Origin of the sequence: Bacillus sp. LJBS06, from assembly GCF_016924995.1 — a bacterium.
Classification (GTDB): domain Bacteria; phylum Bacillota; class Bacilli; order Bacillales; family Bacillaceae; genus Bacillus; species Bacillus stercoris.
The window spans coordinates 2,999,680-3,020,209 of sequence record NZ_CP070483.1; the positions used below are offsets into that span (position 1 = coordinate 2,999,680).

19 protein-coding genes and 1 other annotated feature are annotated in these 20,530 nt (G+C 44.9%); of the genes, 7 read left to right on the forward strand and 12 right to left on the reverse strand.

Annotated elements, in window-relative coordinates:
• Positions 1-45 precede the first annotated feature (45 nt).
• From bioI to JQX68_RS15275, 8 genes are all read right to left on the reverse strand, one after another.
• Positions 46-1,233 carry a biotin biosynthesis cytochrome P450 gene (gene bioI / locus JQX68_RS15240; RefSeq protein ID WP_205440337.1) on the reverse strand — a complete coding sequence of 396 codons (1,188 nt, stop codon included), beginning with the start codon at positions 1,231-1,233 and terminating at the stop codon, positions 46-48.
• A 68-nt stretch (positions 1,234-1,301) separates the two neighbouring features.
• Positions 1,302-2,309: a biotin synthase BioB gene (gene bioB / locus JQX68_RS15245; RefSeq protein ID WP_205440338.1), complete on the reverse strand. Its 1,008-nt coding sequence runs from the start codon at positions 2,307-2,309 to the stop codon at positions 1,302-1,304.
• A gap of 2 nt (positions 2,310-2,311) precedes the next feature.
• Positions 2,312-3,007 carry a dethiobiotin synthase gene (gene bioD, locus JQX68_RS15250; RefSeq protein ID WP_040082086.1) on the reverse strand — a complete coding sequence of 232 codons (696 nt, stop codon included), beginning with the start codon at positions 3,005-3,007 and terminating at the stop codon, positions 2,312-2,314.
• Complete coding sequence (gene bioF, locus JQX68_RS15255; RefSeq protein WP_147772385.1) at positions 3,004-4,173, reverse strand: 8-amino-7-oxononanoate synthase; 1,170 nt, start codon at positions 4,171-4,173, stop codon at positions 3,004-3,006. Before bioF ends, bioD begins: the two co-directional genes overlap by 4 nt.
• Positions 4,163-5,509 carry an adenosylmethionine--8-amino-7-oxononanoate transaminase gene (gene bioA / locus JQX68_RS15260; RefSeq protein ID WP_147772386.1) on the reverse strand — a complete coding sequence of 449 codons (1,347 nt, stop codon included), beginning with the start codon at positions 5,507-5,509 and terminating at the stop codon, positions 4,163-4,165. The genes bioF and bioA overlap by 11 nt, the downstream gene beginning before the upstream one ends.
• Positions 5,499-6,275 carry a 6-carboxyhexanoate--CoA ligase gene (gene bioW, locus JQX68_RS15265; protein ID WP_040082082.1) on the reverse strand — a complete coding sequence of 259 codons (777 nt, stop codon included), beginning with the start codon at positions 6,273-6,275 and terminating at the stop codon, positions 5,499-5,501. The genes bioA and bioW overlap by 11 nt, the downstream gene beginning before the upstream one ends.
• Positions 6,276-6,462: 187 nt before the next feature.
• Positions 6,463-6,945: a hypothetical protein gene (locus tag JQX68_RS15270; protein ID WP_252400775.1), complete on the reverse strand. Its 483-nt coding sequence runs from the start codon at positions 6,943-6,945 to the stop codon at positions 6,463-6,465.
• Positions 6,946-7,018: 73 nt separating this feature from the next.
• Positions 7,019-7,918 (reverse strand): dienelactone hydrolase family protein, encoded by a 900-nt coding sequence (locus tag JQX68_RS15275; RefSeq protein WP_136654368.1) that lies wholly within the window; start codon positions 7,916-7,918, stop codon positions 7,019-7,021.
• Positions 7,919-8,135: 217 nt separating this feature from the next.
• Between JQX68_RS15275 and JQX68_RS15280 the strand changes: the two genes are divergently transcribed.
• Genes JQX68_RS15280 through melA form a run of 5 tightly spaced genes read left to right on the forward strand, consistent with a single transcriptional unit; the run spans position 8,136 to position 13,533 of the window.
• The gene (locus JQX68_RS15280; protein WP_147772387.1) at positions 8,136-9,170 is read left to right on the forward strand and encodes a LacI family DNA-binding transcriptional regulator; all 1,035 of its coding nucleotides are present in this window, start codon (positions 8,136-8,138) and stop codon (positions 9,168-9,170) included.
• A gap of 33 nt (positions 9,171-9,203) precedes the next feature.
• A complete protein-coding gene (locus JQX68_RS15285; RefSeq protein ID WP_147772388.1) occupies positions 9,204-10,484 on the forward strand; it encodes an ABC transporter substrate-binding protein in 1,281 nt (426 codons plus the stop codon).
• Positions 10,477-11,388 carry a carbohydrate ABC transporter permease gene (locus tag JQX68_RS15290; protein WP_071576982.1) on the forward strand — a complete coding sequence of 304 codons (912 nt, stop codon included), beginning with the start codon at positions 10,477-10,479 and terminating at the stop codon, positions 11,386-11,388. Before JQX68_RS15285 ends, JQX68_RS15290 begins: the two co-directional genes overlap by 8 nt.
• Positions 11,385-12,215 (forward strand): carbohydrate ABC transporter permease, encoded by an 831-nt coding sequence (locus JQX68_RS15295; protein WP_147772389.1) that lies wholly within the window; start codon positions 11,385-11,387, stop codon positions 12,213-12,215. The genes JQX68_RS15290 and JQX68_RS15295 overlap by 4 nt, the downstream gene beginning before the upstream one ends.
• Before the next feature lie 19 nt (positions 12,216-12,234).
• On the forward strand, positions 12,235-13,533 hold the full coding sequence (gene melA, locus JQX68_RS15300; protein WP_147772390.1) for an alpha-galactosidase MelA: 1,299 nt from the start codon (positions 12,235-12,237) through the stop codon (positions 13,531-13,533).
• Positions 13,534-13,554: 21 nt separating this feature from the next.
• Here melA and JQX68_RS15305 read toward each other — a convergent pair whose 3' ends face one another.
• The 3 genes from JQX68_RS15305 to JQX68_RS15315 all read right to left on the reverse strand — a co-directional run bounded on the left by JQX68_RS15305 (position 13,555) and on the right by JQX68_RS15315 (position 17,158).
• Positions 13,555-13,866: a rhodanese-like domain-containing protein gene (locus JQX68_RS15305; protein ID WP_014665058.1), complete on the reverse strand. Its 312-nt coding sequence runs from the start codon at positions 13,864-13,866 to the stop codon at positions 13,555-13,557.
• A 115-nt stretch (positions 13,867-13,981) separates the two neighbouring features.
• Complete coding sequence (gene leuS / locus JQX68_RS15310; RefSeq protein WP_147772391.1) at positions 13,982-16,396, reverse strand: leucine--tRNA ligase; 2,415 nt, start codon at positions 16,394-16,396, stop codon at positions 13,982-13,984.
• A gap of 109 nt (positions 16,397-16,505) precedes the next feature.
• Positions 16,506-16,720 (reverse strand) — a binding site (T-box leader).
• A gap of 102 nt (positions 16,721-16,822) precedes the next feature.
• A complete protein-coding gene (locus JQX68_RS15315) occupies positions 16,823-17,158 on the reverse strand; it encodes a DUF4257 domain-containing protein (protein WP_003223352.1) in 336 nt (111 codons plus the stop codon).
• Between the two features lie 404 nt (positions 17,159-17,562).
• Here JQX68_RS15315 and ytvA point away from each other — a divergent pair, with 404 nt between their 5' ends.
• Entirely contained in the window at positions 17,563-18,348 is a 786-nt protein-coding gene (gene ytvA / locus JQX68_RS15320) for a YtvA family blue-light photoreceptor (RefSeq protein WP_205440339.1), read from the forward strand.
• A 32-nt stretch (positions 18,349-18,380) separates the two neighbouring features.
• On the opposite strand, the gene JQX68_RS15325 is transcribed toward ytvA, so the two are convergent.
• A complete protein-coding gene (locus tag JQX68_RS15325) occupies positions 18,381-19,574 on the reverse strand; it encodes an MDR family MFS transporter (RefSeq protein ID WP_147772393.1) in 1,194 nt (397 codons plus the stop codon).
• A gap of 188 nt (positions 19,575-19,762) precedes the next feature.
• Between JQX68_RS15325 and JQX68_RS15330 the strand changes: the two genes are divergently transcribed.
• A complete protein-coding gene (locus JQX68_RS15330; protein ID WP_147772394.1) occupies positions 19,763-20,509 on the forward strand; it encodes an LMBR1 domain-containing protein in 747 nt (248 codons plus the stop codon).
• The last annotated feature ends 21 nt before the right edge of the window (positions 20,510-20,530 follow it).

Genomic DNA, 20,530 nt, shown 5'->3' on the forward strand with positions numbered 1-20,530 from the left:
ATTTTCGGCGGGGCTGACACTTTTTTTGGCACTCACTGCTTTGGTTTATTCAAAAATCACCCGCAGCTCTTCAAGCGCCCGAAATCCAAAAAGCGGCCGATATCGCCATTCAGAATCTGCGAGCTTCAAGCTGGGCATTCGCTGCAGAAGGGTGTTAATCGCAATTTGCGCTTCTAATCGTGCCAACGAGGACCCTAAGCAAACATGATGGCCATGCCCGAATGAAAGATGCGGATTAGGGCTTCTCGTAATATCGAAGACATCGGGGCGTGTGAATATGCTTGGATCTCGATTAGCCGCCCCTAACAAAAGATAGACTTGTTCTCGTTGACGGATTGTCACCCCGCTGATGTCAATATCCTCTGCCGCAACTCTGGCTGTCATTTGCGTGGGGCTTTCATATCGCAGAGATTCCTCGACTGCTGTACCAATAAGATCTGGATTTTCTCTCAGTTTCAAAAGCTGTTCTGGGTGCTGCAGCAGACAAAGGACTGAATTGCTGATGAGATTGACCGTTGTCTCATGTCCGGCGATCGCCAGCAATATGCACGTAGATGCTGCTTCCTCTTCCGTCAGCTTATCCTTTTCTTCTCCCTTCAAGAGCATGCTGATCATATCCTGTTGAGGGTGGTGTTTTCTCTTTTGAATCAGCTCTCTGAAATATGCCATAGCCTGTACAGCAATATGATTGCCCTCTGTTAATCCCTTTCTTGACCGGGTAAAATCAATCGTTTGAATGAGACTCGCAGCCCATTCCTTTAATTGCTCCCGATCTTCCTCCGGCACACCTATAATGTTAGCGATGACGAAGCTTGCTAACGGAAAAGCAAAGTCCGAAATGACCTCCATCTTTTTTTCACCTTGCACCTGATCGAGCAACTGGTGAACAGCTTCAATGATGTACGGCCGATAACACTCTGTTGTTCGCGGCGTAAATGCTCCGCTGGCAAGCGTCCGCAATCGTCGATGATCAGGCTGATTCTGAAACAGCATCATTTGATTTTGCACATGTGTAAGGTCCTGATATTTGGCTGATCTTTCAGGCAGCGGTGTGCGGACTTTGAATCTCGCATCTTTCAAAATAGCTGCCGTTTCTTCATATCCCGTGACATACCAGCCCGGATATTTAAAGAAACTCCCTTTATATATAGGATGAACAGCTCGCAATGTGTCGTAAAAAGGATATGGATTTTTCAAAAACTCAGAAGATGCATGTAAAGATGCAATTGTCATGTGATCTTCTCCTTTCTGTTCAAAAATAAAAGCAATCGACATCACACCGATTGCTTTTATTGATTCTTTCAGCTTTTCGCGCTTAAACTGGCCTTCATTTCTTCGACTGATTCAACTTCAAAGCCTAAATCACTCAGCATTTTATGATCCTCGGTCTCCTCTTGCCCGGCAGTTGTTAAGTAGTCTCCGACAAAAATGGAGTTTGCGGCGTAAAGCCCTAATGGCTGCAATGAGCGGAGATTGACCTCTCTTCCTCCGGAAATGCGAATTTCTTTTGATGGATTGATAAAACGGAACAGCGCCAGCACTTTTAAACAATACAGCGGGTTTAATTCGTTGACGCCTTCTAATGGCGTACCATCAATCGCATGCAAAAAATTCACCGGAATGGAATCCGCGTCAAGAGCCTTTAAGCTTTTGGCGATGTCAATGACATCCTGTTTTGTCTCCTTCATTCCGATAATGGCGCCTGAACACGGAGACAGTCCAGATTCTTTGGCGATTTCAACCGTATTGACTCTGTCATCGTATGTATGTGAGGTCGTGATGTTTGAATGGTTTCTCTGCGAGGTATTCAAATTATGATTATAACGGTCTACTCCTGCCTCTTTGAGCCGCTTCGCCTGCTCTGGCTTTAACAGTCCGAGGCACGCACAAACCTTCAATCCATACGTCTCTTTAATTTCATGTACCGCATCTACGACCTGATCTACTTCTCTGTTGGACGGCCCTCTGCCGCTTGCCACGATACAATATGTGCCGATATTCAGATCGTGCGCCCGCTTTGCGCCTTCAAGCAGCGTTTCCTTATTCACCATCCGGTAAGACTCAATTGGTGCTTTCGAAATGGCAGACTGTGAACAATAGCCGCAGTTTTCCGGGCAGAGCCCTGATTTCGCATTCATAATCATATTGAGCTTTACTTTTTTTCCGTAAAAGTGTTTTCTGATGTGAAAAGCCCCGTGCATTAATAGCAAAATATCTTCATCCGGACAATTTAATATTGAAAGCGCCTCTTCGTCTGTCACTTCTGCTCCAGTCAGCACCCGGTCTGCGAGTTCCATCCATTGATTCATTCTCATACCCCCACTTGATTCATCAGTAATGATAGATTGATATGGTCTTTTACCATATGTAGAACCGTTTCTTTCGTCACGTTGGCAAGCTTTGGCGTAATCCCTAAAACCGGCACACCGCATAAGCGTTCAATCATCTCAGGATTGGTTTTTTCATCTTGATCGGGAGAATCACTGATTCCATTGATGATAATTCCGGCGATTGGAAGTCCCATGCTTTCTGCATATTTGACAGTTAAAAAGGTATGATTAATGGTTCCAAGGTTTGGACGCGCCACAATAATCATGGGAAGCTGTAACGCTTTTATGACATGACTGACCAAATAATCCTCTCCCAATGGCACAGAAATACCGCCCGCACCTTCTACGATGAAGCATTCATGTTTTTCTTTAATCCGCTCCCAATGGCTTAAAACCTCTTCCATGGTGACAGTCTTTCCCTCGAGTTTCCCTGCAACGTATGGTGCAAGGGGCGCTTTGAAGGCAAAAGGCGTAATGTCTTCATGAGAGAGACCGGTCTGCGACATGTCTTTCAGCAGACTTGTATCACTATCTGGATGATGGCGTGATATACCGCTTAAAAATGGTTTATACACCCCAACATCTTTGTTATGTTCTCGCAATAATGCGGCGATTCCGCTGGATATAACCGTTTTCCCCACTTCTGTATCTGTTCCTGTCACAAAAAAACCCCTCAAATGATGTGCAGCTCCTTTCCGATTGAATGAAATGTTTGCAGCAAATGATCAATATCACCCGTACTGTGATCCGACGTGATTGTGATTCGAATCCGGCTTTCACCTGGCGCAACGGTCGGCGGCCGAATGGCAGGAGCATAAATTCCCTTGCCCTGCAGCTTTTCAGAAAATATGACCGTTTTATGGGCATCGCCGATGACCACGGGAATAATCGGCGTGTGATCTCCTTTCACGGCATAACCCATATTCTTCAGACTGGTTCTGATCATGCTGATATAAGAAAATAAAAGCTGCCGTTTTTCCCTGCTGGCTTCAATCATGTTGAAAGCCTCGTGAGCAGCCGCACAGCTGGCTGGCGGAATAGCGGTTTGAAAGATAAATGTTCTGGCATGGTTCAGCAAAAAGTCGATGGAGACAGCTGATCCTGCCGCAAAACCTCCTTCCGCGCCAACAGCCTTGCTTAAGGTGCCGATCACAATGTCGGGACAAACACCAAAATATTCACTCGTTCCTCGCCCTGAATCACCCAAAACTCCTGTTGCGTGGGCATCATCAACGACCACGAAGGCATGATAGCGTTTCGCAAGCGAGATGATCTGGTCTAGAGGAGCAATCGTGCCATCCATGCTGAATACTCCGTCTGTTACGATAAAACGGCGCTGATAACGCTGCGTTTCATTCAGCTTGTTTTCAAGATCATTCATATCAATATGCCGATAAACAACTGTATCAGCCTTAGAAAGTCGGCAGCCATCGATCAGACTTGCATGATTGAGCTGGTCACTTAAAATGACATCTTCCTTTTCTGGCAAAGATGAAAGGACACCGACATTGGCCAAATAACCGCTCGAAAACAATAGCGCCGCTTCTGTCCGTTTAAAGCAGGCAATCTTCTTTTCTAGCTTTTCATGCCAGATCGAATTGCCTGTCGTTAAACGTGAGCCGCTGCTTCCTGTCCCAAATTGCTGCAATGCTGTTTGGGCTGCATCGATCAAACGTCTATCGCTTGCAAGTCCTAAATAATTGTTTGAGGACCAGACCGTTTGATTCTTGCCATCAATGTCCCTCTCCGGAACCGGAGCTCCATCCATTGACCGCAGGTTACGATGTACGCCGGCTTCCTTCATTCTGTCTAACCGTTCGTTCAGCCATGAATCAATCTTCAAGGCTCGTAACCTCATAGATCGCTTGTTTCATAATGGCAACCATTTCCTCGAGCTCCTCAGCTGTACTGGCGAGAGGAGGCAGAAATGCAATCACGTCCCCAAGCGGCCTTGTCAGCATTCCCAGCTCTCGCATTTTTAAGGAAACTTTGTATCCAACCCGCCGATCAGCCGGATAAGGCTCTTTGGTATCCTTCGACTGAACAAGCTCTGCACCGCACATAAAGCCAAGCTGCCGAATATCCCCCACGTGTGGAAGAGCATGCAGATCTTGAAGAAGGAAATGGAGCTTTTCACTTTTTTTCGCTACTTGTTCCACAATGTTTTCAGATTCAAATAATGCCAGATTTTCAAGCGCAACCGCACATCCAAGCTGATTGCCTGTATAGGAATGGCCATGGAAAAAGGTTTTTAGGTTTTCATAATCATCATAGAATGCCTTATAGATGTCTTCCGTGGCAAACGTAACGGCAATTGGCAAATAGCCTCCTGTAATGCCTTTACCTGCAGCCATCAGATCAGGCTGGACATTCTCGTGCTCGCACGCAAACATTTTTCCTGTACGGCCAAAGCCTGTAGCAACTTCATCAACAATCATTAAGACATCGTATGTTGTACACAGCTCTCGCACCCCTGCCAAATATCCTTCCGGCATCACGATCATACCGGAAGCCCCTTGTACCATTGATTCAATGGAAAGCGCGGCAATTTCCTCGTGATGTTCCTTAAGCAGCTGTTCAAGCTCTCGAAGGCACTGATCACGGCACTCATCAGGATCACCGCTTTCAGAGCGATACACATAAGGAATCGGAGCCTTGTAACTCTCGAACATCAACGGGCCGTATACGTGGTGGAACAGTTCAATTGAACCGACACTGACGGCGCCAATCGTATCACCGTGATACCCGTTTTTCATGGCGATAAATTTTTGTTTCTTGGGCTTCCCGATGTTCTTCCAATACTGAAACGCCATTTTTAAGGCTATTTCCATCGCTTCTGCACCGCTGTCTGAATAAAAGACCCGCGTAAGCTTTTTTGGGCTGATGTTGATTAATGCTTCAGCAAGCTGGGTTGCAGGAACGTTGGTCATGCCTAATAACGTGGAGTGCGCGATTTTTCCGAGCTGCTTTTTTATGGCGTCATCTAATTCCTTTTTACGATGCCCGTGGACATTTAGCCAAACTGAAGAAAAACCGTCATAGTATTCCTTGCCGTTTATGTCTTTGACTTTGATTCCCTTGCCGCTTTCGATGATTAAGGGGTTTTCATCATAATCTTTCATTTGGGTAAATGGCAGCCAGAGATGTTTTTTACTTTTTTCTATCAAATCATGAGTCATAATCTTCCTCCCACTCTATTAAAATAGGCTGTTTCTCCAGATCATGTATGTATGTGGTTACATCTTTGGAGCCATCAATAAAAAAGACTCGGCAGCCCGCTTCAGCTCCATATTCTTTCATTGCTGTAATACGCTGATAGCCCAGTTTTTTCCCCGCAACATAGCCTGTTATGTAATCCGGATCATCTGACCAGCATAATTCTGCAATGGCTGCCGGGTGCCAGCTTACCTTTGAAGCAAGCGCAAGGGCCTCTTTTATTCTTGAATGTGCCGGCACGTGACTGTAAAGCGCCCATTTTTCAAAATTAGCGTCCGGCCAGTCCATCCTGGAGACCCGCACGCCTTTTTCTTTTGTTTGATCCATTCGCCTGCCTGAGTGAATATCAAACAGCACCGCTCCCCTGACATCAGACCATTCAGGCATTTGTTCATATGCTTTGTCAATCACGTCTCGTGAAACGCCTGCTTTTTCCAATAACAATCGGGCGAGCTTTTGTCCTTCTTCCGGGGAGCTCACTTCATTCGTATGAACAGGCAATGGCTGAATGGTTTTTATCGGTTCATGAACCTCTTCAAATTGAATTTGCATAAAATCAGGCTTTCCTCTTGAATGGGATAACCCTTTTTCCAATAAGGCATTGACTGTACGCTTCATCTCATGGAAAGGAATAAGCCGTTCTCCGCCGGATATATGCTTTCCGCCGTCTTCATGAGATCCATTCATAGAAGCTCTCATTCTGACACTATAAAATGTTTCTTCTTGCATGTTTCCTCGCCCTTTCACTGATAACTAAAGAACGTATATCACATCCTATTCTAAATGTTAACCATTTATAAATTAAAGTTAACAATTAGAATATTATTATTCACATACGATTCTGTCAATATAGGAATTGTGGGGCCGGACCTGAAACGAGCAAAAAAGACCGTTTTACAGTAAAACGGTCCTAGCCTTAGATGTCTATTCCTCTGCGTTTTTTTTGAATTCGATACTTGATGAACAGGCCGATTCCATTGACCATCATCAGCCCAAAAATCGTATTGCCTAACGGTGCCCAACCATTCTCACCTGTGAATAATAAGGACAGGACCACCTTCCCAACAAGTGTCACATTCAATAGGATTAAACCAAATACAAGTGACCGCTTCCAGAAAGCAGCCAAAATAAAACCGAGAAAAACCAGCATGAAAGCAATTGTTAAAACAGCCGAGACCGGACTGCTTAAAAGCATTTGCTCGAATTCCAGCACTTTTTTCATTTGCAGATCAATCTTCTCAGGTTCCGGAAACCAGACCATACTGCTCATCATCAATACAAAAGTGACGATGACTCCTTTCCAGCTGCGCTTATACGCAGCATAAACCAATACTAATAAAAAAAGGGGTCGAATATACCAGCTGAATGGATTGAGATGCCGCCGGAAAGCCCAATCCATTATGTCTTGTCATTCCATTGGTTCCACTTCCCTCGCTTCAATTCTGCGCCTTTCCGCCTGTTTCCTGTAACCGTCACAGCCATGTTTGCAAAAAACGGACTGCTTTATGCCTCATGACTGCTGTTTCGAAATGTCCTGAAGCAGAACGGACCACCCGGTAGCAATCAGAAGCTCCCTGTCCAGCATAGACATCTGCCAGTTCTTTTTCGATTTTGTCCACGCCCTCGGCCGGCGTTAACCGATCGTGTATTCCAACAAGACTAAGGTGCGGGCGCGGCGCGATCAGGCTTTGGATCTCCGATGCGGAAAAATGCTTTGCAAGCGATGGGACGTAATAATAAAAGCCGTGCCTGTCAAGATTCTGTGTTTTGATCAGCACGTGATGATCTACCTGGCTGCACAAATCAACACACACCTTAATCCGGTCATCGAGCGCCGCTGTCCACCACGCCATCAACCCTCCCATAGACATGCCGATGGTACCGATCCTGTCAGGCTGAATATCAGAGCGTGACTGCATATAATCTAACGCTCTTAAACTGTCATAAATCATCATCCCCCACATCACTTTTCCGGTCAGAAGCATTTCTTTAAAAATCTCGCTTTCCGCTTTTCCCCGCCGATCTCCAAATCCCCAATGATCAATCGCAAGCACGCCGTATCCGAGAGAAGTAAGCACATCAGAAAAAGAAGGCGTTTTCAAATAATCCGCTCCCTCTATCAGTTCACTTTTCCCCCTGTCATACCGGCCCCCATGTGAATGCTGAAACAATACGGCTGGGCAAGCTCCTTCTGTTATCCTCGGCTTCACAAAATAAGCGGGCACCTTTTCAAGTCCATTTAAATCGAGCAGGAGCGTTTCAACGATATTTTCTCCTCTTTCTTCAATACGTAATGTCTCAACACTTATTGGCCCCCGGTCAGGCAAATCACCAAGCAATCGAAACAGTTGCTCTCTTCTTTCAGCTCTCATCCCATCACCCTTCCTTATTCGCTTACTTCACATTTACGAGACAGTTCTGGGTTCCCCTTTATTTTTCCAAAACAAATTACATCTTTTACTAAATATTTAGTAAATATAACGAAATATTCCGAAAATAATCATTGTAACCGCTTACTTTTATATGATAGTATCAATTTATCAAAAACAGGTGAGTTAATATTTTACTAAATAGATGAGAGGGATTTCCATGGTTCGTATTAAAGATATCGCTTTGAAAGCTAATGTTTCCAGTGCAACTGTTTCCAGAATTTTAAATGAAGATGAGTCGCTTTCTGTTGCGGGCGAAACGAGACAAAGAGTCATCAATATCGCTGAAGAGCTTGGTTATCAAACCGTTGCCAAACGCCGGAAAGCCCGCGGGCAAAAACCGCGGGCCCAGCCGCTGATCGGCGTGCTGAGCTGTCTGTCCCCTGATCAGGAAAGGCAGGACCCTTATTTTTCTTCCATTCGCAAAGGCATTGAAAAGGAATGCTTTGAACAGGAAATTTTTATTACAAACTCGATTCATCTCGGATCCTTTCAGGAACATATCTTTCGGGAATTGGATGGTGTCATTGTCATCGGCCGTGTTCATGATGAAGCGGTTAAGCATATTAGCGGAAAGCTGGAACATGCCGTATTCATCAATCATTCTCCTGATCCGCAAGCATACGATTCGATTAGCATCGATTTTGAATCGGCTTCACGCCAGGCGATTGATCACCTTTTCGACTTAGGCTACAAACGGTTAGGCTACATTGGCGGACAGGAAAAAGAGCATACGCTGAAGGACGGCCAAAGCATTCGCAGAACCATTGAAGACAAACGCCTCACCGCTTTTTTGGAGTCAGCCGCCCCCCAGCCTGAGCATGTGCTGATTGGAGAATACAGCATGCGTGAGGGCTATCGCCTGATGAAAAAAGCAATCGCTCAAGGCCATCTGCCTGAAGCATTCTTTATTGCCAGCGATTCCATGGCGATCGGTGCATTGAAAGCGCTCCAGGAAGCCGGGCTGCAAGTGCCGCGGGATACTGCAATCGTAAGCTTTAACGGGATTGAGGAAGCTGAATTTGCCAGCACGCCTTTAACGACGGTGAAGGTATACACAGAGGAAATGGGCCGGACAGGCGTAAAACTGCTGCTTGACCGTCTTAAGGGACGAACCCTTCCCCACCATGTCACCCTGCCCACAACATTAATCGTAAGACAAAGCTGCGGATGTACAGCTAAGGAGGTGACATAAGCAAATATTCATCACGATGATAAGGAGGAAAAGATGAAACACACTTTTGTTTTATTTCTCTCTCTTATTCTGCTTATTCTGCCCGGATGCTCAGCAGAGAAAAGCTCAGCTGATACCGCAAAAAAGACGTTAACCATTTATTCCACAATGTCAACCGACAGTGAAAGAGATACGTTCAGAAAACTGGCGGCAGCATTCGAAAAGGAACACAGTGACATTCATGTCAGCCTTCATTTCCCAGGCAATGACTATGAAAATATGATGCGTGTCAGAATGGCGGCCAATGATTTGCCTGATCTATTCGATACACATGGCTGGGGGAAAATCAGGTACGGAGAATATACAGCGGATCTCCGGAAGATGGAATGGACTCAGGATCTCGATCCCAATTTAAACAGCATCCTCAAAAATAAAAGCGGAAAGGTGTATGCCTATCCGATCAATCAGGCAAAAGACGGTCTGGCGTATAACCGCAATGTTTTAGACCGTTATGGCATTGCCCCGCCGGAAACCATCGATGACTTTATCAAAGCGCTGAGAACGATTAAAGAAAAGAGTAAGGGAAAGATTGTGCCCTTCTGGTTTGCCGGCTATGACAAAAGCTCATTCGCTCAATATTACGACCAATTCGCTACACCTCTTCTCATCACAGACCCTGCCCATAATGAAAAAAAACAGCTCATCAACGGCACTTTTCAATGGAGTAAATTCACTTATTTATCAGAGACCCTCAAACAAATGCAGAAAGAAAAATTGATAAACATCGACGCCGTCACGGCAAAAAAATCACAGCTTATTGAATTAATGGCCCAAAACAAAATCGCCTTTACAATGCAAGGCGGCACACTCGGCCAAGACGTTGCCCAGATCAATCCGAACGTCAAGGTCGGCATTATCCCGACACCTGCCATACATCCCGGTGATGACCCAATATGGATTGGCGGTGAACGCTACACGCTTGCAGCATGGAAAGATTCGCCTCACTTAGAAGAGGCAAAAGAATTTATCACATTTATGGCCCGCCCGGCCAATGCCAAACAAATGGCTGAGGCCACATCGCTTCCTTCAGGGCTGACCAGTGTGAAGGCTGATATTTTCTACGCAAATGATTATGAGCATTATCAAAATGTCAAAGTTGAGCCTTACTTCGACCGTTTATACTTGCCAAACGGAATGTGGGACGTCCTGGGCACGGTCGGACAGGAGCTTACGGCTGACATTCTGGCGCCTCAAGATATTTCGAAGAAGCTGGGAAGAGAATATAAACGACTCCGGGAGCAATCGGAAACACAGGGGGCTGAAAACAATGAGTGAGATCGCAAGGGACGTTCATGTGAAACAGGTTAAGCCAAAAAAGCAGTCCTCACTTTGGTGGATGTACATTCCTGCTTTGCTTTCCGTTCTGGTCTTTATGATTTACCCGTTTGTGAAAGGCACATTGATTACCTTTACAAACTGGAACGGCTTTTCACAAGTCTACCAATGGGTAGGATTCGCGCAATATGAAAGGCTGTTTTCTGACCCTGACACGTGGCACATCTTAAAAAACACCCTGCTTTATGGGCTTGGCAGCACTTTTTTTCAAAATGTGGTCGGGCTTCTGTACGCTCTCCTCTTGAACCAAAGCATTAAAACGAAAGCGCTAACAAGAACAATTGTCTATTTGCCGGTGATGATCAGCCCGCTCATTATGGGTTACATTTGGTACTTTTTCTTCTCCTATGACGGAGGCGCGCTCAACGATTTGCTCGGTGTCTTCGGCATCAGCCCTATTAATGCGCTCGCCAGCCCATCGCTCAATCCATGGATTATTGTCATGATTAACACCTATCAATATGTCGGGATCGCTATGGTTGTCTACTTAGCCGGGCTGCAAAGCATTCCGAAAGATTACTATGAAGCAGCACAAATGGATGGCGCGAAAAAAGGCCAGCAGTTTTTCACCATCACGCTGCCGCTGTTAATGCCCTCCATTACCATTAATATGGTCATTAACATTATCGGAGGCTTAAAGCTGTTCGACGTCATCATTGCGCTCACCGCGGGCGGTCCCGGAAATGCATCACAATCCATGTCCACGTTTATGTATGATTTGTATTTCAAGCGACAGGATGCCGGCTATGCTGCAACACAAGGCATATTTATGGCATTTGTCATTTTGATCATCAGCTTTTGCGCGCTTGCGTACTTTAAAAGAAAGGAGACGGAAATGTCATGAGAGCCGCCCGTTCAAAAAACATGCGGATCATTACGCTTCTTGCCGCCATTGTAGCCTGTGCGCATTTTATTCCCTTTTATATTCTGCTGACTACTTCATTGAAAGCAAAAGGAGACTACAGTTCGAAATGGATATTTCCAGCCGACATCTCCTTTCACAATTTTTCAGAGGCGTGGGAGCGTGCTTCGCTAGAAAACTCTTTTATGAACACCATGATCATCACAGGTTTTTCTGCCTTGTTATTAATTATATTCGGCTCACTTGCCGCCTACCCGCTTGCCCGGCGGGAAACAAAACTGAATAAAGCCGTTTTTGCCTTGCTGATTTCCATTATGATCATCCCTCCGTTAACATCCATGGTCCCTTTGTACCGAATGGTCGTGGACGCCGGAATGGTCAATACACACGCCATCGCCATTTTGATCAATACAGCGGCTTACATGCCGTTAACCGTATTCTTGTATTCGGGCTTTATCCGATCGACCATTCCAAAAGAGCTTGAAGAAGCCGCAAGAATTGACGGCGCAGGGATGCTGAAAATCTTTTTTACGATTGTGTTTCCTCTGCTGAAGCCGATCACTGCAACCATCTGTATTATTTCTTGTGTTTTTATATGGAACGACTATCAATTTGCCATTTTCTTTTTACAAGATCAAAAGGTTCAGACATTAACAGTAGCCATGGCAGGTTTTTTCGGAGAAAACGCCAACAACCTGCATTTAGTTGCCGCAGCGGCGCTTATGGCAATGCTGCCAATGGTTGTTCTGTTTTTGGCGCTGCAAAAATACTTTATTGCCGGCCTGTCTTCCGGAGCGGTAAAGGGTTAACACTAAAGGAGGAAGCATTATGAAAAAGATTACATTTATCGGCGCAGGAAGCACGATTTTCGCCAAAAATGTTTTGGGAGACTGCCTGTTAACAGAGGCACTGAACGGATTTGAGTTCGCGCTTTACGACATTGATCCCAAACGCCTGCAGGAATCCCAGCTCATGCTCGAAAATCTAAGAGACCGCTATAACCCGAGTGTGGCGATCAACAGCTATGATGACAGAAAACTTGCCTTGCAAAACGCAGGCTATGTCATCAATGCGATTCAGGTTGGAGGTTACAAACCAAGCACAGTCATTGATTTCGAGATTCCTAAACGGTATGGGCTGCGCCAGACGATCGCCGATACAGTCGGCATCGGCGGGATCTTCAGATCACTCAGAACCATCCCGGTCTTATTTGATATCGCTAAAGATATGGAAGAAATGTGCCCGGATGCGTGGTTTTTAAACTATACAAATCCTATGGCTTCTCTTACAGGCGCCATGCTCCGCTATACCAATATCAAAACAATCGGGCTCTGCCACAGTGTTCAAGTATGCACAAAGGATTTATGTAAAGCTCTCGGAATGGAGCATGACGGAATTGAGGAACGCATTGCGGGCATCAATCATATGGCTTGGCTTTTGGAAGTCAAAAAAGACGGCGCGGATTTGTATCCAGAAATCAAAAGGAGAGCGAAAGAAAAACAAAAAACAAAGCATCATGATATGGTGCGGTTTGAATTAATGGATAAGTTCGGCTATTATGTCACAGAATCATCCGAACACAACGCAGAGTATCACCCGTACTTTATTAAACGGAATTACCCTGAACTGATCAACGAGCTGCAAATCCCGCTCGACGAATATCCGAGAAGGTGCGTCAAGCAGATTGAAAGTTGGGAGAAAATGCGGGATGACATTGTCAACAATAAAAACCTTACGCACGAACGCTCAAAGGAATATGGTTCTAGAATTATAGAAGCAATGGAAACAAACGAGCCATTCACCTTCGGAGGAAACGTCTTGAATACAGGACTGATCACCAACCTTCCTTCAAAAGCGGTTGTGGAAGTGACATGCGTCGCCGACAGAAAAAAAATTACACCGTGCTTCGCCGGAGAACTTCCTGAGCAGCTTGCAGCCTTAAACCGGACGAATATTAATACACAGCTGATGACAATCGAAGCGGCTATCACACGGAAAAAAGAAGCGGTTTACCAAGCTGCAATGCTTGATCCGCATACAAGTGCGGAGCTTTCCATGAAGGACATCATTTCCATGTGTGACGATTTATTTGCAGCACATGGCGATTGGCTTCCGGAATACAAATAAAAACTAGGGGATCGCTCTCCCCTAGTTTTTTGGTTTTGTTTCGCCTTCCCAGGCCATCATGCCGCCTTCAACATTGACTGTTTTAAAGCCTTGCTCATCCAGGTACTTGCAGACGTTCATGCTGCGCATTCCTGAGCGGCAGATAAATACGTATTCTTTGTCTTTATCAAGGGTGTCCATTTTTTCAGGAATATCCCCCATGCGAATATGAACGGCTTGCGGAATCATGCCTTCCGCTACCTCTTCATCTTCTCTGACATCAATTAAATATAATTCTTCGTCCGCCTCAATTTTTTCTTTCAAAGCGGCTGTGCTGATTTCTTTTATTTCCAAAGAAAACACTCCTATTCACAGTGATCATGTTCAGTATATCAAAGTCAGCTGAACGATTGCTATTCTGAGACTGATGAAAAAAATCCCCTTTTGGCAAAGGGGATTTTTTCTAGGCTTAGTTTGCCACAATATTGACAAGCTTGCCAGGCACCGCGATGATTTTCCGAATCGTTTTGCCTTCAAGCTGCTCTTTGACCTTTTCATCAGCTTGAGCAAGCTGTTCCAGCTGTTCTCTCGTTGCATCGGCAGGAACCTGTAATTTCGCTTTTACTTTTCCGTTCAGCTGAACAACGATTTCAACTTCATCATCCACAAGTTTTGTTTCATCATATACAGGCCAAGCTTCGTAGGCAATTGTGCCGGAATGGCCAAGCTTCTCCCAAAGCTCTTCCGCTAAATGTGGCGCGACAGGAGAAAGAAGCTTCACGAAGCCTTCCATATATTCTTTCGGCAGTTCTGTTGCTTTATACGCTTCATTAATAAAGACCATCAGCTGGGAAATACCCGTGTTGAAACGAAGGCCTTCATAATGGTCTGTGACTTTCATGACTGTTTCATGATACACGCGCTCCAATGTTTCACCAGCGCCTTCAACGATTTTGCCATTAAGCTCACCGCTGTCTTCAACAAATAGACGCCATACACGGTCAAGGAAACGGCGCGCACCGTCTAATCCTGATTCAGACCAGGCGATTGAAGCATCAAGAGGTCCCATGAACATTTCGTACAATCTCAGTGTATCAGCACCGTGAGAGGCCACGATTTCGTCAGGATTGACAACGTTCCCTTTAGATTTACTCATTTTTTCGTTGTTTTCGCCGAGAATCATTCCTTGGTTGTACAGCTTTTGGAACGGTTCTTTCGTCGGCACTACGCCGATATCATAAAGGAACTTATGCCAGAAACGGGCATACAGAAGGTGAAGCACGGCATGTTCTGCACCGCCGATATACATATCGACCGGAAGCCATTTTTCCAATTTTTCTGGTGATGCCAGCTGATCCGGATTGTGCGGATCAATATAGCGCAAGAAATACCAGCAGCTTCCCGCCCATTGCGGCATTGTATTCGTTTCTCTTCTTCCTTTTTTCCCTGTCTCAGGGTCTGTGACTTCCACCCACTCTTTAATGATCGCAAGCGGTGATTCGCCCGTTCCGCTCGGTTTGATTTCATCCGTTTTCGGCAAAATCAGCGGCAGCTCCTCTTCCGGGACAGCTGTTGACGTTCCGTCTTCCCAGTGAATGACCGGAATCGGCTCGCCCCAATAACGCTGGCGGCTGAAGAGCCAGTCACGAAGGCGGTACGTCACTTTCTTCTCGCCGTTTTTCGTTTCTTCCAGCCACGCGATCACTTTCTCAATCGCTTCCTGTTTGTTAAGGCCGTTCAGGAAATCAGAGTTCACATGCTCGCCGTCGCCAGTGTAGGCTGCTTCCTCAATGTTCCCGCCTTTTACGACTTCCTTCACCGGAAGGCCGAATGTTTTGGCGAATTCAAAATCACGCTCATCGTGGCCAGGAACAGCCATGACAGCACCTGTTCCGTATGATGCAAGCACATAATCCGCAATCCAAATCGGCAGTTTTTCTCCGTTTACAGGATTGATCGCATACGCTCCTGTGAATACGCCTGTCTTTGTTTTTGCAAGATCCGTACGCTCAAGGTCACTCTTTGATTGAATTTCTTTGATATAAGCTTCAACAGCTTCTTTTTGCTCAGCCGTTGTGATGTTTTCCACCAATGCGTGTTCCGGAGCTAGGACAGTGTATGTAGCGCCAAACAGCGTATCTGGTCTTGTTGTAAACACCGTAAAGGATTCATCATGTCCATCTATAGCAAAATGAACGTGAGCGCCTTCCGAACGGCCGATCCAGTTGCGCTGCATATCTTTAATGCTTTCCGGCCAATCAAGCTCTTCCAAGTCTTCAAGGAGCCTGTCCGCATAGGCTGTGATTTTCAGCATCCACTGCTTCATTGGGCGTCTCTCTACCGGATGGCCGCCGCGTTCGCTCTTGCCGTCAATGACTTCTTCGTTGGCAAGAACCGTACCGAGTGCAGGGCACCAGTTTACAGGCACTTCGTCAACGTAAGCAAGGCCTTTTTCATAAAGCTTTAAGAAAATCCATTGCGTCCATTTGTAGTATTCAGGGTCAGTCGTATTGATTTCACGATCCCAATCATATGAGAAGCCAAGCGCTTGAATTTGGCGGCGGAAATTATCAATATTCTGCTTCGTAAACACAGCGGGGTCGTTCCCTGTGTCAAGCGCGTATTGTTCAGCCGGCAGGCCGAATGCGTCCCAGCCCATTGGATGAAGGACATCGTAGCCCTGCATGCGCTTCATGCGGGACAGAATATCCGTTGCTGTGTATCCTTCAGGATGGCCGACGTGCAACCCAGCTCCAGACGGATAAGGGAACATGTCCAGCGCGTAAAATTTTTGTTTTTCATTATTATCAAGAGTGGCAAATGTTTTGTTTTCAAGCCAATATGTTTGCCATTTCTTTTCTATCTCTTTGTGCTGAAAACTCAAAGTAAAAACCTCCTTCTGATTGAATACGGCGTGTATGGTTCAAGTATTGACGGGAAGGAGAGGATTATATTCAGAATATTCCCAAACTAAAAAAAACTCCCTCATCCCTAAAAGGGACGAGAGACTTTCGTTTTCCCGCGGTACCACCCTCGTTAGCGCGGCATACACCGCACTCACTTGATACTTTTAACGCAGTTATGCGTCAGCGGCTTTTCACCGCTGCAACTCTGAGGTGAGTTCGGAAACAAACTTGATTGACTTTCACCAGCCGTCAACTCTCTGCAACAATATCTGTTTCTTACTGCTCCTCTTCATTGTTCTTATCGCAACCGTAATCTAACTGTATTTTATAGAATTCTGTTCATAAGTGCAAGCAGGTTTGTATACAATGGGAATGTACCCTGAACGGGCGAAGATTGAGGACAATTATTCGGGTGGAGTTTTGGTTTGACGTTTGGACTCGGCCGGTTCGCCTCCGCTGTTCATTTCTCTCACAAAGTCAAAACTTCTGAGAACAGCTTCACCGCCGTAGCCTGAGATAATGGATAAGATGACAAGTTGAATTCCTGAATCGGGGTCAGCGGATAGTACAAGTAAAATGGAAGCTGTCATTCCGATAAACCAATCTTCCAAAAATCCAAGGTAGATAAACCGCTTCGTCATTCTGGGCTTCTCCAGCCTGCCTCTCTTTTTAACGTGACCGAGAATCCCCATGATTCCTCCAATTACACAAGCAATAAGTACCTGATGCAGCATCTTCATCATCACCTTCCTAAAGCCCTTATTTCGTAAAGCGACTTCAGGCCATCCAGCCCCCTTAAACGATTCCGATGATTTTCGATATCTACATACCGGCAAATCTGAAAAAAGCTTGTTTCTTCCATTATATGTGAACACATGATCGGTAAGCTTGATGCATTGGATTCATTTTTCACCCAGTGACATTGACCTAGTCACCTATTTAGCATGTAAAAAACCTTTCCGTTCATATGTTCAAATTCTATTCTTATTTTTAGTGTATACGAGGACAAGCCCTAATGACAAACAACAAACTGCGCTTGCTTGAATCAGAACATGTGTTGTGCTAGGGTTACTGTAGAATTCATTTTAAAAAAGGGGAATATCAGGCTTTCGCAAAGCAAGCTGACGGCCTAAGGGGGATTTATATGGCTAGTTTTCAATCATTTGGGATACCAGAACAGCTGGAAATCATCAAAAAAGCGCTTGATCACGCGCGAGTCGGTGTGGTAATTACAGATCCCGCACTTGAAGATAATCCTATTGTCTACGTCAATCAAGGCTTTGTTCAAATCACCGGCTATGAGGCCGAGGAAATTTTAGGAAAGAACTGCCGTTTCTTACAGGGGAAACACACAAACCCCGCTGAAGTAGACAACATCAGAACCGCTTTACAAAATAAAGAGCCAGTCACCGTTCAGATCAAAAACTATAAAAAAGACGGAACGATGTTCTGGAATGAATTAAATATTGATCCAATGGAAATAGAGGACAAAACGTATTTTGTCGGAATTCAGAAAGATATCACCGAGCAAAAAGAGTATGAAAAACTTCTCGAGGATTCCCTCACAGAAATTACTGCACTTTCAACTCCTATTGTCCCGATTCGCAATGGCATTTCGGCTCTTCCGCTAGTCGGAAACCTGACAGAGGAGCGATTTAATTCCATCGTTTGCACATTGACGAATATCTTATCAACATCCAAAGATGATTATTTGATCATTGATTTATCTGGATTGGCCCAAGTGAACGAACAAACGGCCGACCAAATTTTCAAGCTGAGCCATCTGCTGAAATTGACCGGAACTGAGTTAATCATTACCGGCATTAAGCCTGAATTGGCCATGAAAATGAATAAACTGGATGCCAATTTTTCGTCGCTGAAGACATATTCAAATGTAAAGGATGCCGTTAAAGTGCTTCCGATTATGTAAAAAGATCCCGCTCATCCGGCGGGATCTTTTATTTATGAAGAGATTGATGCCTGCTTTTTTGTTTCTTTAGCTGATTTTAACCGTTTGTCATATAAAAGCGTTGTGGCAATACTGATCAGCAGCAATACCAACAGAGATAAAACAAGAGCCTTAATGCCGTAATGGTCGACAAGCACTCCTCCGAACAGAGGGCCAATCATTCTGCCGCCAGTCGCCGCACTGTTGACAAAGCCTTGATAAAAGCCTTCTTTCCCTTTAGGGGCAAGCTGATTGGCAATCGTCGGCACTGCAGGCCAAACAAGCATTTCTCCGATCGTCAGGATCACCATCGCAGCCAGAAACATTGGAAATTGCTTTGCTGTCAGCAACATGCTGAAAGACACAATAAAAATGATAAAGCCGATGACCATTTGCGCTTTTAGCGACTCGGCCAATCTTTTCACCACAAAACCGACAAGCGGCTGGCCAAGCACAATGAGAATTCCGTTAACCGTCCAGAGCACACTGTATAAGGAAAGAGAGATTCCAATGCTTTGTGTGTACGAAGCAATTGTGGTGGACCACTGAGAATAAGCCAGCCATCCGAGTACATAACCTCCGCTTAAAATGATGAGCGCGGCAAATTTTGCTTTGCTGTTCACAGCATCATAATCAAGCACAGATGTTTGGGACGCATCTCCCGTCTGAATATTTCGAAATCCGAAATATACGATAAAGAAAAAGACCAGATACAATACGGCATTCGCCAAAAATACATATGAAAACGAGAAAGATGCAACGGCACCGCCAAGCGCTGAACCGACGGCCACACCTGCGTTTTGCGCGACGTATATCGCATTAAATGCCTTCCTTCCCCCTTCAGGCCATACCGATCCTGCCATTGCGTAGCTGGCCGGAAAAACAACACCGGAGCCAAAGCCCACAATCGTCAGCAGCACAATATAGGCTGGCCAATCATGAAAAAAGACAAGGCCCATCAGGCTTGCTAACGTAATCGCAATCCCAAGCATAATCGATTTAAAGCCGCCAATTTTATCAAACAAAAAACCGCCGCATAAATTTCCAGCTACACTGGCGCCGGAATTCAGCATCAGGACAAGTCCGGCTACTGTTAACGATTTTCCCAAATGGTTATGGATATAAATCGTATTCAGCGGCCATAAAAAAGAAGCACCCGTCACATTGATAAACATTCCAATAACTAATATTTTAAGAGCACGCGGCATACTCATCCCCCTTTCTTCCCTAAAAAAGCTCATGAAAAAAACGAAACCTAAAACGGCTCCGTATGAATCCAGTTATCATAGCACATTCATTCTATCTGTCTATCTCACATTTTTCAACTGATGAGCGTGAAAAAATCTAACAAATATGGTTCAAAAAATGTAAAATAAATAGAAAAAGGGGTAATAATATGGAAATGGTATTAGCATTCTTAGGTTTTCTTGCATGTCTCATTTCGCTTGGCTACGGATTGTATCACCTCGCCAGATATGTTTTAAAAAAAGAAAAACTTTTCTCTAAAAAACTTTTTTGGCCGCTTTTGATAGGGGGCCTGGTGCTGCTATTCACCGGTGCAGGCTTGTCAGAACCTGATGCTGCCGCAGCAAATGCTGAGAAAAAATATTCAGCGCTAAACGCCGAATATAAAAGTCTCACAAAAGAGCATGAGGAACTTGAAAAAGAATATAAATCTGTCAGCTCTGAAGCAAAGAAATTAAAAGACAATACAGAAGATCAAGACAAGCTTGAGAAGCTTGAAACAGAAAATCGCGAACTAAAAAAGACTCAGAAATCATTAAAAACTGAGTTGAAAGAGCTTCAAGAAAATCAAAAGCAGCTCAAAGAAGATACAAAAACGGTAAAGGCTGAAAATGAAACACTCCGACAAGATAAAACAAAGCTTGAAAAGCAATTAAAAGAGGCAAATAGCCAAACTGCCAGTTCTCATGAAGACGCTGGAGGTTCTTCAAGCAATACGAATAAAAGTGATGAAACCAAAACAGCTGACAAAGCAGAAGGCTGTAATATTAAAGGAAGCAAAAACGGCATCTACCACACGCCAGGCAGTACATACTATGACCGGACAACCGATCCGGCGGAAATGTTTTGCTCAGTTGAAGAGGCTAAAGCCGCCGGTTACCGGGCGCCAAAACGATAAACAAAAAGCTCCAGAATGTCT